This window comes from Halomonas sp. MES3-P3E (assembly GCF_002836035.1).
GTDB classification, from domain to species: Bacteria; Pseudomonadota; Gammaproteobacteria; order Pseudomonadales; family Halomonadaceae; genus Vreelandella; species Vreelandella arctica.
Window position 1 is genome coordinate 197,858 of the sequence record NZ_PJBT01000185.1, and the last position, 14,400, is coordinate 212,257.

Annotated in this window: 11 protein-coding genes; 10 read left to right on the top strand and 1 reads right to left on the bottom strand. The window is 52.6% G+C overall.

Annotated elements, in window-relative coordinates; all coding sequences use genetic code 11:
- The first annotated feature begins 1 nt into the window (after position 1).
- The 6 genes from CXF87_RS15795 (at position 2) to CXF87_RS15820 (ending at position 9,378) form a co-directional block, all read left to right on the top strand.
- Entirely contained in the window at positions 2 to 1,294 is a 1,293-nt protein-coding gene (locus CXF87_RS15795) for a nucleotide sugar dehydrogenase (protein WP_101147272.1), read from the top strand.
- A 9-nt stretch (positions 1,295 to 1,303) separates the two neighbouring features.
- Positions 1,304 to 2,125 (top strand): hypothetical protein, encoded by an 822-nt coding sequence (locus CXF87_RS15800; RefSeq protein ID WP_101147273.1) that lies wholly within the window; start codon positions 1,304 to 1,306, stop codon positions 2,123 to 2,125.
- A gap of 130 nt (positions 2,126 to 2,255) precedes the next feature.
- A complete protein-coding gene (gene tamA, locus CXF87_RS15805; protein ID WP_008957969.1) occupies positions 2,256 to 4,109 on the top strand; it encodes an autotransporter assembly complex protein TamA in 1,854 nt (617 codons plus the stop codon).
- A gap of 9 nt (positions 4,110 to 4,118) precedes the next feature.
- Positions 4,119 to 8,162, top strand: coding sequence for an autotransporter assembly complex protein TamB (gene tamB, locus CXF87_RS15810; protein WP_101147274.1), 4,044 nt, complete (start codon positions 4,119 to 4,121; stop codon positions 8,160 to 8,162).
- A gap of 11 nt (positions 8,163 to 8,173) precedes the next feature.
- Positions 8,174 to 8,800 carry a peptide-methionine (S)-S-oxide reductase MsrA gene (gene msrA, locus CXF87_RS15815; protein ID WP_101147275.1) on the top strand — a complete coding sequence of 209 codons (627 nt, stop codon included), beginning with the start codon at positions 8,174 to 8,176 and terminating at the stop codon, positions 8,798 to 8,800.
- Positions 8,801 to 8,847: 47 nt separating this feature from the next.
- On the top strand, positions 8,848 to 9,378 hold the full coding sequence (locus tag CXF87_RS15820) for a c-type cytochrome (RefSeq protein ID WP_101147276.1): 531 nt from the start codon (positions 8,848 to 8,850) through the stop codon (positions 9,376 to 9,378).
- Between the two features lie 27 nt (positions 9,379 to 9,405).
- Here the strand turns inward: CXF87_RS15820 and can are convergent, their stop codons facing one another.
- Positions 9,406 to 10,053 (bottom strand): carbonate dehydratase, encoded by a 648-nt coding sequence (gene can, locus CXF87_RS15825; protein WP_101147277.1) that lies wholly within the window; start codon positions 10,051 to 10,053, stop codon positions 9,406 to 9,408.
- Between the two features lie 186 nt (positions 10,054 to 10,239).
- Here can and gorA point away from each other — a divergent pair, with 186 nt between their 5' ends.
- The 4 genes from gorA to CXF87_RS15845 all read left to right on the top strand — a co-directional run bounded on the left by gorA (position 10,240) and on the right by CXF87_RS15845 (position 14,327).
- Complete coding sequence (gorA, locus tag CXF87_RS15830; protein ID WP_008957964.1) at positions 10,240 to 11,622, top strand: glutathione-disulfide reductase; 1,383 nt, start codon at positions 10,240 to 10,242, stop codon at positions 11,620 to 11,622.
- A 267-nt stretch (positions 11,623 to 11,889) separates the two neighbouring features.
- Positions 11,890 to 12,468: a diaminobutyrate acetyltransferase gene (gene ectA / locus CXF87_RS15835; RefSeq protein WP_008957963.1), complete on the top strand. Its 579-nt coding sequence runs from the start codon at positions 11,890 to 11,892 to the stop codon at positions 12,466 to 12,468.
- 109 nt (positions 12,469 to 12,577) lie between these two features.
- The gene (gene ectB, locus CXF87_RS15840; RefSeq protein WP_008957962.1) at positions 12,578 to 13,846 is read left to right on the top strand and encodes a diaminobutyrate--2-oxoglutarate transaminase; all 1,269 of its coding nucleotides are present in this window, start codon (positions 12,578 to 12,580) and stop codon (positions 13,844 to 13,846) included.
- Positions 13,847 to 13,937: 91 nt separating this feature from the next.
- Positions 13,938 to 14,327, top strand: a complete 390-nt coding sequence (locus CXF87_RS15845; RefSeq protein ID WP_008957961.1) for an ectoine synthase — start codon at positions 13,938 to 13,940, stop codon at positions 14,325 to 14,327.
- Positions 14,328 to 14,400: the final 73 nt, after the last annotated feature.

Sequence of the window (14,400 nt, forward strand, 5' to 3'; positions counted from 1 at the left end):
CATGCGGGTGTTACTTTACGGCAGCGAATTAAGCGCAGCGACGGCAGCCGCTGCGCTGGCTTGGGTGGGGCATCAGGTTCAGTGGTTACCCCACGCTGATGCGCCTTGGTCAGTGCTTTCTGAGGTGGACTGGTTACGCAGTGAACCTCATTTAATGACCCATCTTGAGCAGGGCTTAGCAGAGGGTACCCTGCAGCTCATTGAGCAAATAGATGATGCCGCCATCCCAGAGGTGATTTGGATGGCGTTATCACCCTCACAGCGCAGTTCGGCCAGCGCACTACTTGAAAACCCGTTATTAGCGGATCAGCACGATCTTGTGCTGGTTAATAACTCGACGTTTCCGGTAGGCGAGACCGAACGCCTGCATACATTAATGGGTGCCCAGCACTCCAGTGTGGCACTGCCCGATACGTTAGAAGAAGGCCGTGCATGGGACTCTTTCACACGCCCAACCCGGCGCTTGCTAGGCTGCGATGATGCGACGGGTGAGCAAGTCACCAGAGAGCTGTTACGCGCCTTTAATCGGCGTAGCGAAGTGTTTCAATGTATGCCTCGCCGCGCTGCGGAGTTAACCAAGCTGGCCATTAACGGCATGTTGGCCACGCGTATCAGTTATATGAATGAAATCGCCGGCTTGGCTGATACTCTAGGCGTTGATGTCGAACATGTCCGCCAGGGGATGGGAGCCGATTCGCGTATCGGGTTTGAGTACCTGTACCCTGGGTGCGGTTTTGGAGGCCCTAACTTCTCCCGCGATTTGATTCGCTTGGCCGATGTGCAACTGCAGAGTGGCCGATATTCAGCGCTGCTTGAGCAGGTAATGGATATTAACGAACAGAAAAAAGAAACGCTGTTCCGCAAGCTGTGGTCCCATTTTTCCGGCGAAATGGCCGGAAAAACCGTGGCGATTTGGGGAGCTGCGTTCAAGCCCGGCACTGCACGCATTGACCACGCGCCCGTATTAACACTGCTTGAAGCACTTTGGGCGCAGGGAGTTAAGGTTCAGCTACACGACCCTGCCGCCGTACCAGCTCTCCATGCCCTGGTAGGCGAACGCGAAGATTTACGCACCTTTACTCATGACCCCTACCAAGCCTGTGAGGGCGCCGATGTACTGATGTTGGTAACAGAATGGAAAACCTATTGGAACCCAGACTGGCATCGGCTGGGCTCGTTATTAAACGCTAAGCTCGTATTAGATGGACGCAATATTTACGATCCTGAATTTGTTGCCAGCTGTGGATTAATGTATCGCGGGATAGGCCGTCGTGCTGACCCGAAGACTCTCTGAGGAACTGTTATGCCAGACGCCACTGCATCCTCTCGTATCGTACCCGATGTGGATCAAAGCTTGACGGCGCAGCATTTGCGCCACCGAAAGGGGCCTACTTTATGGCCGCTATGGCTATGCTTGTTATTAATCATTGCCCTATTGGGTGCGGCGGCGGCTGGACTTTGGTACGAACGTGAACGACTGTTAAATGAGTTACATCGGGTAAGCGGCGAAGTATCCAATGTTCATGCTCGCTTGGATTCGGATGACACCGATGTACAAGATACGATAACCTTTGTACAAGCTCAGATGTCGACGCTTTTTCAAGAGCAAGAGCAGCTGTCCATTGCGCTGAGCGATACTCGCGAAGAGTTGTACAGTCTGCTAACCATGAATGAGGACATGGCCTCTAGTGATTCGATCAATTCGTTGCTGCAGCAGTTGAACCAGCTTAATGAGCAAGCTGAGTTGCGTGATAGCCAGCTGTTGGCGATGCGAGAATCATTGAATGCCTTGGAACAGGCTGGGACCTCAGGACGGCGAAATTTGATTGAGGAAGTGTCCCACCTTGAGCAACTGACCGAACAACGCCTGTCCGAACTGGATAGTCAGGTCAGTAACATTAGCAGTGATTGGGAAGAGCAGTTATCAGCGCAAAGAAGCGCCATTGAGTCGCGCTTTGATGAGCTGGAGGCTTCTGTTGCTGAGATTGAAGCGTCACCGGATCAAGAGGCTCTGGAGGCATTAGAGCAGGAATGGTCGCAACGCTTGAATTCGCTAGAGAGTGATGTTCGACAAGTCCGTCAGGCACAGCTTGCCTTTAGTGCCCAGTTAGAAATGCTACGTTAAAAAGTAGCCAAGATAGTTGGGTAGTCAGGATAGTTGTATCGCATTGATGCGTTCTAGTGCGAAGAACATTCTATAAGTCGTTGAAGTAAATAGATAATGAAGCCGCTGATTTAGGTTAGGATAAAAATGTATGGGAAGACAACGGCGATGGACTTCAGCCACCGGTCGCACTGTGTTGGTAGTGCTACCACTATTATACGCATCACATGGGGCATGGGCGTTAGAGGCGAGCATCACGGGTGTTTCCGATGAGGTCGAAAGTAATATTCGAGCCTATCTACAGAACGTAGAGGCTGAGCAATACACCGAAGCACGTTTAGAAGGTGAGGTTCGTCAACGTACTGAAGAAGCCATGCGTGTGTATGGTTATTATGAGCCTGATATAACCTTTGAGCATACTGACGATGAGCTTGTATCGCTTGAGATTGAACCAGGGCCTCAAATTGAAATTGAAATTTTATCAATTAATGTCGAAGGCGACGCCAGTAACGACCCACCATTTCAACAAGCAGTAGAAGACTTCCCGCTGGAAGAGGGTGACGCACTGCGGCATGCCCCATGGGAGCGGCTGCGTGGTCAGTTTTCTGGTTTGGCTATCGAGCGGGGTTACTTTGACTGGGGCTTTACGGATCGACGTATGGAAGTCCGCCCGTATTTACAAAGTGCGCGCCTCTATATGGATTTTGACAGCGGCCCCCGCTATCAGTTTGGAGAGACTTCAATAACAGGTAGCCACATAGAGATCGACCGATTACTCCGTATACAGCCGTTTGAAAGAGGCGACCCCTATCTAGCGCAAACGCTAGCTGACTATAACCAATCGCTTGCAGAAACCGGCTGGTTTAGCTCAGTGTCAGTGCGGCCGCGACTTGAAACAGCGCAAGAGCTGGCGATTTCTCCGCCTGGTGGCGGAGACGCCTGGTGGAGCGAGGCGACTGCTTCCCAACCAGAGCGCCCACGAGTCACCGGCGCGGCTTTAACCAGTGCGCTAAGCATCAATAAGCCCAGTGATACGCAGTTACCTATTGATGTGAGTGTGGAGCCTGCTGATCGCCACCAGTTTGAAGTCGGCATTGGCTACGCTACCGATGTGGGGCCCCGTCTGCGTTTTGGTTGGGAACAACCATGGATCAATCGTTATGGTCATAGTCTTGACCACGACCTCTATTTATCCTCCCCGGAGCAGCGGTTTACCGGGGTATATAACGTTCCGCTAGAAGACCCGCTGCGTGATAGCTACCGGCTGCAATACGGTATCCGTAATATTGATGATAGTGATACCCAATCATTAGAAGGCACCGTTGAAGTGGCTCGGCGCTGGGAGTTTGATAACGATTGGGTTCAAACTCTGTACTTCCGTACCACTTATGAAGACTTCGAGCAGGGGGGCGAAGCCGATCAAGTTTGGCTGTTTTATCCTGGTATTCAGTGGTCGCGAACCCGGACACGCCCTCAGCGCTTTCCATTATGGGGCGACCGTCAGCAGCTCTCTTTAGAGTACTCGGATAAGGTTTGGGGGTCGGATGCACAGTTCACACGCGTTACGGCCGATACGGAATGGATTCGCACTATCGGCAATGATAACCGCTTCCTGGCGCGAGTTAGCTTAGGCGCCATCGAAACCGATGACTTTGCCAAAATCCCACCTTCTTTACGCTTTTTTGCCGGTGGCGACCGCAGTGTGCGCGGCTACTCCTATGAAAGCCTTTCGCCACGCAATGAAGAAGGACGGCTACGGGGCGGCCAACAATTGCTGACCTCAACCCTTGAGTACCAACGGCGTGTCACGGGGGATTGGTGGGCAGCCACCTTCGTGGACAATGGCGATGCGTTTGATAACTGGGGACCTAACGATTTGAAAACAGGCGCCGGCGCCGGGGTGCGCTGGGTTTCACCGGTCGGGCCAATTCGCTTTGATATCGCACATCCTTTTGACCATGAAGACGATTGGCGTTTGCACTTTTCCATCGGACCGGAATTCTAGGAGAGAGATTTGCCTCAGGTTGAAACAGCGACATCTGATAAGCGCCAGCGACTATCACCCAAATACCGTACCTGGCTTCTGTTGTGGAGCCTTTGGCGCCTGATTATCGTATTGCCAATTTGGCTGTTTGGGATTGCGGCGCTGCTTGTTGGGGTAGCGTTATCGCCTTGGGGCACTGGTGTATTGCTCTCGCAGGGGGAGCAGCGGGACTTGTTCACCTATGCACACCATGAAGGTGGGCTGCTTGATCATTTTCTGGTCGAAGATTTCCAATTGCAGTTGGGTGAAACCCGTATCACCGTGGATGAATTTGAGCTTGCGTGGGCGGATGACTGCGTCCTGGCGGGCCGGTTATGCATCGACACGCTTCGCGTGGTAGGCGCTGATGTTCGTTTAGGGGCATCGGGCGAACAGGAGCCGCCGCCAGAAGAAGAGGGGGCGCCACTCGCTATTCGTTTTCCCTTCCCGATCGAGCTACGTTCGCTACAGCTTGACGATGTCAGCCTACGCCTTGCCGACGGCACCGAGATCAAATGGCGCTCGTTAAGCTCAGCGGCTGTTGCCGAAGGCAACCAAGTGCGTCTTGAACCGACCCACTTGGAGCAACCGCGCCTTTATTTGCCGCCATCGGCAGGCGTGTTACTGACGCAAGCCACTGAAACACCACTTTCTGCTGAGGCTATCGATGCCGCTATATTGCTCCGCGAACCGCAAGACGAGGCCGTACTGGCAGTAGAGTCTCCAGAAGAGCAGTTAGAAACACGAGAACGGCTGGAATTACCTGACATTACCTTGCCGGTGGATATTCAAATACCCGAATTTACGCTTAACGATTTTCGCCTGGAAGGCGCCACTGAGTATCACGTGGAACGCCTTCAGCTTGGACTGATGACCGAGGGCGACCGCGTTGAGTTAACCGAACTTGCTGTCGTTACCCCAGACGCTGAGGCTGAATTAACCGCAAAGGCGACTTTAAGCAACAGTTACCCACTTGAAGCTCGTTTGAACGTAGAGCTTTTTTTAGCTGAGAGGTTTCCTGAGCTCGATGGCGAGACCTTGACATTAACGCTGTCTGGCCCACTCGATGCCCTTGAAGCACAGTTGGAAGCATCCGGCGCGGTAAACGCGTCGTTAAACGGCCAAGTAGACGCCCTAGCCCCTACACTGCCATTTCAAGTGCAGTTACAAAGTGACCAGGTCCAGTGGCCGCTCTCCGTTGACGAAACGGCGCAAGCTAACGGCGACGGGGCCACCGACCCTTATGTGGTCGATGAGCTGGATATACAGGTGACCGGAAGCCTGAGTGAGTATAGCGCTCAGCTCGCGATGGCCGTTGAGGGCCCCAGCGTACCGCGTACCCAGATTAACGTCAGCGGTGAGGGTGACCTTGAACACTTTAGCTGGCAGCCGCTTACTCTGGCCGTAGGCGAAAGCTCCCTGCGCAGTGAAGGCACCGTTAGCTGGTTAGCTCCCTTGCAGGTTAAGGCGAGTATCCGTTTGGATGAATTCGACCCCTCCCACTTCGTGGATCAGTTAGACGGTAATTTGAATGGCGATATTGAGTTTTCTGTGTTCCAGCAAGAGGGCCCGCAAGGTGCCCTGTGGGATGTCAGTGTACCCAACTTGGCGATTGATGGTGTCCTGCGCGACTACCCCCTGACACTGCAGGCAGCCCTGGACGCCAACAGCAATATGGAGCTGGATATTGAACGACTGCTGTTTACCCAGGGGGATAACCGGTTGGAGGCGGCAGGCCAAATCAGCGAACAGGCAATGTCGTTAAATGCCGACATTGCGCTACGCCAACTGCAAACCCTCTCACCGGATCTAGCGGGTAACATTGTGGGAACGCTGGAGGCTAGCGGTAGTTTTGATCAGCCGCAATTGCTGGCTGACTTACAAGGTGATGGCGTGCGTTTCGGCGAAAATCGCATTGAACGGCTCACGCTAAATGCCGATGTGCAGGGAATCGATGACCCTACCCTTGATGTGCAACTGGCCCTACAAAACGTCAATGCCGTTGGCCAGGCGCTGTCTGCCATGAACGTTAATTTAGCCGGGCGTCTCTCAGAGCACCGTCTTGAGCTTAATGCCCAGGGTACGGACAACAACGTATTAAGTCGCGCGCAACTCGCCCTTGATGGGCGTTTTGATCAGCCGAATCAATTGTATCAGGCTCGGGTAACGCCACTGGAAATCGATTCCGAAGCTGGCGATATTCGCCTTGAAGCACCCTTGGATCTCCGTTACAACTTGGCCAGCGGTCAGGCGAACCTTTCATCCTTCTGCCTACGTCGTGAGCAGGGCGGCTTGGTCTGTTCTGAAGAGGAAATAAATGCTTCGGCGCAACAGGGCAACGCCGTCCTTTCATTACGTGAAGTGCCTATGGAAATGCTGGAGCCTTTTTTACCCGAAGAGTGGCAGTTAGAAGGCGACACAACGGCGGATATTAACGTTAATTGGCGCCAGGGCGGTGCACAGTGGCAGGCAAATCTACAGGTGCTAAGTGAACTCGCAGTAACGGCCATCAATGATTATGGTCAGCCCGTGCAACTGCCAGAAATCAATTTAGACGCCCAGATTGAGGCTAACCAAGCACAAGCGGATGCCAATGTAACGCTTTCCCTTGCTGAGGCAGGCGATCTAAACCTGGATTTATCGATCAATGATCCACTAGGGGCAGGCGAGCTAGATGGGGAGCTGCGTGCAAATGATGTTTCACTGCAACCTTATCGCCCTATGCTCGTCGGGATGGATCAATTGGAAGGAGATCTGACAGGTAGAGTGCAAATTTCGGGCACTACCGATCAGCCCGGCTTGCAGGGCCAGCTTGGGTTGCGTGAAATTCGTGTAAACGGTCCTGATATTCCCGTTGACGTACAAGATGGAGAGTTGCTGGTTTCCTTTGATGGTGAGCAGGGCGATATTGACGGTTATCTGGCGGCCGAGCGCGGGCGTTTGGAAATCACCGGTGATGCTTACTGGCCAAGCGGTGACGACTGGCGCATTGGCGTCGATCTAAATGCTGTTCAAGAGCCTATTCTGATCGTATTACCACAGTTTGGTCGTCTAGAAGCGGCGCCTGATGTTCGTGTTCGTATGACCCCAGAAAGGCTGCAAGTAAGGGGAGATATCAACTTACCCTGGGCAAGACTGGAAATTGGCGATATGCCGTCTTCGGCAGTTACGCCTAGCGGTGATGAAGTGATTATCACCGAGCGCGACGATCGGCAGGCAGAAATTGAGGCACAGCGTGCTGCCGCCAATGGTGATGAGCCTAGCGCTGCAGATGAACTATCCGCTACCGGCATGGCCCTTGATGTGCTGGTCACGCTAACGCTGGGCAGTGATATGCAGCTATCGGCCTACGGCTTAGAATCCGGATTGGGAGGTTCATTAGAAATTCGCCAAAGTGGCGGTGCATTACAGCTATTTGGCGATGTCAATTTAGTTGATGGGCGCTTCCAGGCGTTCGGTCAAGACTTGGTCATTCGCCGCGGTGAACTACTGTTTAGCGGGCCCCCTGGGCTACCTACCCTCGACTTTGAGGCCATCCGTCATCCCGACGTCACCGAAGATGACGTTATTGCTGGCCTGCGTGTCACCGGTAATGCCGAAGCCCCCAATGTACTGATCTTCTCCGAACCAGCAATGGATGAAACGCGCGCACTTTCATATCTACTACGGGGACGCCCCCCGGATGCCTCCGGTGGTGGGGTGGATAGCGCACTGACCACGGCGTTGATTGGTATGTCATTAGGACGCACCGGTGGCGCAGTGGGCTCAATTGGCGAGGCTTTTGGCATTGATGACTTAACCCTGGATACCACCGGCGCAGGCGATGACAGCCAAGTCGCCGTCAGTGGTCAATTGACCGACGACCTTAGGATTAGTTACGGCGTGGGAATTTTCTCGCCGATTGCAGAACTAACACTACGCTATACGCTGTGGCGTAATCTTTATCTTCAGGCCGTATCGGGTGCCAATCAGGCGGTGGACTTGATCTACACCTTTACCCGTTCCGGTGACCCAAAAATCTTACAGCAGCAATGAGTGAGGGCGATATGTCGCTATTTTCTTCTTCAAGTACCAGTCGTGTATTGCCTGGCCGTGATACCCCTATAGAGACCAGCGATGTTCACACCATCAGCGGGCATTCGTTGCATCCACCGTTTCCAGAGGGCCATGAAGAGATTGTGCTGGGAATGGGCTGCTTCTGGGGTGTTGAACGGCTGTTTTGGCAATTGCCCGGCGTCTATGTGACCGCGGCAGGTTATGCCGGCGGTGAAACGCCCAACCCCACCTATGATGAGACCTGCACGGGTCGTACCGGCCACACCGAGGTGGTGAGGGTGGTCTACGATCCTAAGCAGGTCGACCTGGAATCGCTGCTACAGGTGTTCTGGGAACAGCACGATCCTACCCAGGGAAATCGCCAGGGCAACGATATTGGATCTCAGTATCGTTCAGCTATTTTCACCACCAGCGAGGCTCAGCAAGCAGCCGCTGAACAGAGCGCGTCCGCCTTTCAGCAGGCGCTCAACAAGGCAGGCAAAGGGCAAATCACTACCGAAATAAAACCGCTTGAAGCGTTTTATTATGCAGAGGCATACCATCAGCAGTATCTCGATAAAAACCCCAATGGCTACTGCGGCCTAAAAGGCACCGGTGTGACGTGTCCGATAGGCTAAAAGCGAGTTTTAACCAAGCTAACCAGCGCATTATAAAGGAAGCCATTATGCAGCAGCGTTATCACCGAAAGCGGGCTTTCCAGCGTAGCGCGATAGGCAGCACTTTGGTACTGCTACTATGTGCGCCGTTATCCTGGGCGAGCGAGGAGGCCACTAGCGAGCTTTCGATGCCTCAAACCGTTGGCGACACTCAGTTCGCCAGCGAGCGTGAAGCAGTGATGTGGCGCCAGCAAGAGCTCAAAGATATTGAAAGCCTGGTTCGTCAGCTGCGTTTTGACTTAATTAACAATCAAGATGTAGAGGCTGCCGCCCCGCGCTTAACGGAACTCCAAGAGCGTACGACTGCCCAGCAGTTACTACCTGCCTTTATTGAGGGTACGCATGGCGGTGGTTCTGAGGCGCGCGCCTCTATTTGGGAAGAGTGGAATGAGTTTGCCGCTGGCTTTACTGACCTTGAGGATAAAATCACTCAGTTGGTTGAGGTCGCCGAACAGGGGGATACCCGTGACACGGCGCGAGCACTTTCAGAGGTAGGCGCTAGCTGCAAGAGTTGTCATCGCGCCTACCGTTATGACTAGCGTCTCAGTAGGCGCTAAAAGAGAGACTTAATCGCCTAATTGTATGCGGTCAATGCGGTAAAGCGTTTCCACTTGCTCTAAGCCACTGATGGTGCAATTCAGGTCTTTAACACGACCATCACTTAAACCGTAAACCCAGCCATGTACCGAGATTTGCTGCCCGCGCTGCCAGGCGCGCTGCAAAATCTTGGTACGGCACAAGCTATTCACCTGCGCTTTAACGTTGAGCTCGCACATACGGTCAATTTGGTCTTCCAGAGGAAGATGATCTAGCGAATCACGGTGACGGTTGTACTGTTCGCGAACCGAATGTAGCCAATAATCAACTACGCCGCATTCGCCTCCCATCATGGCGGCCTTAATGCCTCCACAACCATAGTGTCCGACAATCATAATATGGCTGACTTTAAGCACATCCACCGCGTACTGAACCACCGACAGGGCGTTCATATCCGTATGGTGGAGCAGGTTCGCTACATTGCGATGAACGAAGACTTCCCCAGGCGGCAGCGCAATAATTTGATTGGCGGGCACACGGCTATCCGAACAGCCAATCCATAAATAGTCTGGGTTTTGCTGACTCGAAAGCCGTTTAAAGTAGTCGGGGTCCTCTTCGCACATGCGCTCAGCCCAGGCACGATTGTTATCGAGTAGCGTCGAGATAGAGTCAGACATAGAGTCTCCAGCAAGATTAAATAGAGTTAAGTCGCTGATCGAAAAGCGGAATAATAAATCTTAGTCAGTATAAGGGATTGGACAGTATAAAATAGCAGCAAATGGTTTTAACCTCCCCCGACAGTCAGGTCAATATCCTTGTTTGGCCGTCAGGGGTAGGAATATTTAACTTCACAGGAGTAAACGATGGCAGACGTTTCCGAATACGAATATGACCTCCTGGTGATTGGTGCAGGCTCCGGTGGCGTGCGTGCTGCGCGTATGGCAGCCGCCGCCGGTGCCAGAGTAGCGATTGCCGAAGACCGATACCTGGGGGGGACCTGTGTCAACGTTGGCTGTGTGCCCAAAAAACTTTACTCATACGCCGCCCATTTTCACGACAGCTTTGATGACTCGGCCGGTTTTGGCTGGCAGTTGCCTGGCCCGGCCAGCTTTGACTGGGCGACGCTGCGTGATAATAAAATAAGCGAAATCAAACGGCTAAACGGTATTTATCAGCGCATGCTGGAAGGCGCCGGGGTAACACTTTTTAATGCCCGGGCTCGGCTGGCTGATGCGAATACAGTGACGTTGAGCGGAGAGCATGGTGATATTTCGATAAGCGCAGAAAAAATCCTGGTGGCCACGGGTGGGTGGCCATGGGTGCCCGATTTTCCGGGTAGTGAATATGCGCTGGACTCCAACCAAATCTTTGATCTTGATACGTTTCCCAAGCGCTTTCTAGTTTTGGGTGGCGGTTACATCGCGGTCGAGTTCTCCAGTATTTTCAACGGGCTTGGCAGCGAGACACACCTCATCTACCGTGGCGAACTGTTCCTGAAAGGATTTGATCAACAGGTTCGTGAATTCACTTGTGCCGAAATGGAAAGAAAAGGGGTCAACCTCCACTTCAACACCAATATTGAGCGTATTGAAGCCACCCAGAATGCCTACAACGTTCATCTCACCGATGGGCAGGTAATGGAAGTCGATGTGGTGCTGGCGGCAACTGGGCGCAAAGCTAATATAAAAGACCTGGGTCTGGAGGCGCTGGGTATTAACCTGAATGAGCAGGGCAAGATCCCTGTCAACGATCGTTTTGAAACGGCGCAACCGTCGATTCTTGCGCTAGGCGACTTAATCGCCGGCCCAGAACTGACGCCTGTGGCTTTGGCAGAAGCGATGCAGCTGGTGGATGTCCACTTTGCCGACACCGTCCCCCAGCCGCTCGATTACACCACGATTCCAACCGCTGTTTTTTGCCACCCTAACATCGGTACGGTAGGGCTCTCCGAAGAGGCGGCACGTGAAAAATTCACCAATATCCGCGTTTATAGCACCAATTTTCGGGCCATGAAGCACACCTTGTCGGGTAGCCAAGAGCGCACCTTAATGAAATTGGTGGTAGACGATGCCACTGATGTGGTGGTCGGGGCCCATATGGTGGGCGACGACGCAGGTGAAATCATTCAGGGTATAGCTATCGCGGTAAGGGCAGGCCTTACCAAGCATGACTTTGACCGCACTGTGGGTATCCACCCAACGGGAGCAGAGGAGTTCGTCACCATGCGTACGCTAACGCGTACTTGATTCGTTGCTTATGTTGCTGAGCTGGATGCCCTTGAAGACATCACATGTGAAAACAGATTTAGGTGTGCCCGTTGGCACGCCTTTTTTTGTCGGCGAGTTGGGCTATTCTAAATCAGTAAAGACGGATTTGAGCGCGAGCAGATAGCTAACAAGCCGTCTCTCATAACAAAAAATTATGGAAAGTAGGGTGGTGAATAATATGGTTTTTGAATTGCTCATAATCAGCTGTTATAATAATCATCAAATTCGCTACAGCGAAGCATAACTATGAGTACGCCCATACAACCGTTTACCCCCTCTGCTGACTTGGCCAGGCCTACAGTGGCTGACGCTGTCGTTGGTCATGCAGAGACACCGCTGTTTATTCGCAAACCTAATGCGGATGATGGCTGGGGAGTGTACGAGCTTATCAAAGCCTGCCCGCCGCTGGATGTGAATTCTGCCTACGCCTATTTGTTACTCGCTACACAGTTTCGTGATACCTGTGCAGTCGCTACCAATGAAGAGGGTGAAATCGTTGGCTTTGTATCGGGCTATGTGAAGGATAATGCCCCGGATACTTATTTCTTATGGCAAGTGGCCGTCGGCGAAAAAGCACGCGGTACGGGGCTCGCGCGCCGCTTGGTCGAAGCGATTATGTCGCGCCCCGAGCTTGACGATGTGCATCATCTTGAAACCACGATCACGCCAGACAATCTAGCCTCTTGGGGCTTATTTCGTCGCTTGGCGGCGCGCTGGCATGCGCCGCTCAATAGCCGCGAATATTTCTCTACCGAACAGCTCGGAGGGGAGCATGACCCGGAAAACCTGGTTCGTATCGGTCCGTTCCAAACAGACCGAATCTAATACGTGCGTTTAATCGTCAATAGCACGTAGTGAACATACTGTTTTTCCCGCTCATGTTGCTCCGGGCTAGCAACGCCTAATGGCAAAATGATTGACCAAGGAGGTCGCAATGCAGACCCAGACGCTTGAACGCATGGAATCCAATGTACGTACTTATTCTCGTTCATTCCCGGTGGTGTTTACCAAAGCGCAAAATGCGCGCCTAACCGATGAGAACGGCCGTGAGTACATTGATTTCCTCGCCGGCGCGGGCACGCTTAACTACGGCCACAATAATCCGCACATGAAGCAGGCAATGATTGATTACCTGTCAACGGACGGTGTTGTGCACGGTCTGGATATGTGGACCAATGCCAAGCGCGATTATTTAGAAACGCTTGAAGAAGTAATCTTCAAGCCACGCGGTCTCGACTACAAAGTACATCTGCCGGGGCCGACTGGCACCAACGCTGTCGAAGCCGCTATTCGCCTGGCCCGTGTTGCTAAAGGCCGTCACAACATCGTGACGTTCACCAATGGCTTCCACGGTGTAACGATGGGCGCTTTGGCTACCACCGGTAACCGTAAGTTCCGTGAAGCCACGGGGGGTATCCCGACGCAGGGTGCCAGCTTCCTGCCCTATGATGGCTACATGGGCGAGCATACCGACACGCTGGATTACTTTGAAAAACTGCTGGGCGACAAATCCGGCGGCCTGGACGTTCCCGCTGGTGTTATTATTGAGACCGTGCAAGGCGAGGGCGGTATCAACGTGGCAGGCCTGGAGTGGCTGAAGCGTTTGGAAAATATTTGCCGCGCCCATGATATTTTACTGATTATCGATGATATCCAGGCAGGTTGTGGTCGTACCGGTAAGTTCTTCAGCTTTGAGCATGCAGGCATTACGCCAGACATTATTACCAACTCGAAGTCACTCTCTGGCTTTGGTCTGCCATTTGCGCATGTGTTGATGCGTCCAGAACTGGATAAGTGGAAACCGGGCCAATATAACGGCACCTTCCGTGGCTTCAGCTTAGCGATGGTGACAGCCACCGCCGCGTTAAAAAAATATTGGACCAACGATACCTTTGAGCGTGATGTTCAGCGCAAAGGGCGTATTGTAGAAGAGCGTTTCCAGAAGCTTGCGGCACTGCTGACTGAGAGCGGCATGCCTGCCACTGAACGTGGGCGTGGTTTGATGCGTGGCATTGACGTGGTATCGGGAGATATCGCTGATAAAATTACCAGCAAAGCGTTTGAGCACGGCTTGATAATTGAAACCAGTGGTCAGGACGGTGAAGTCGTTAAGTGTCTGTGCCCACTGACCATCAGCGATGAAGACCTGCTGAAAGGCCTGGATATTCTGGAAATGTGCGTGAAAGCTGTTGCTAGCGAGTAATTTGGCGTTAGGATAAAGCGTAAAATCACACCCGTTTCGTTAGGGAAACTGCGGCTGGTAATCGCTAGCCGCTAAGCTACGGAGTACTTCTATGATCGTTCGTAATCTCGAAGAAGCGCGCAAAACAGAACGCCTAGTCACCGCTGAAAATGGTAATTGGGACAGCACACGTCTTGTTTTGGCCAATGATAACGCTGGTTTCTCGTTCCATATTACCCGCATTTTCCCCGGTACTGAGACCCACATTCATTACAAAAACCACTACGAAGCGGTGTTTTGCTATGAAGGTGAAGGCGAGGTGGAAACCCTGGCCGACGGTAAAATCTGGCCGATCAAAGCAGGCGATATTTATCTGTTAGATCAGCACGATGAGCACCTGTTGCGCGGTAAAGAAAAAGGAATGACGGTTGCTTGTGTCTTTACACCGCCGATTACCGGCAACGAAGTCCACCAGGAAGACGGTTCATACGCAGCAGAATAGAAAACGCTATTTAGAAAGTAGTTATGAAATCGTCAGCTTGAAATGAAAAAAGCAGCCTGCTGAATAGCGGGCT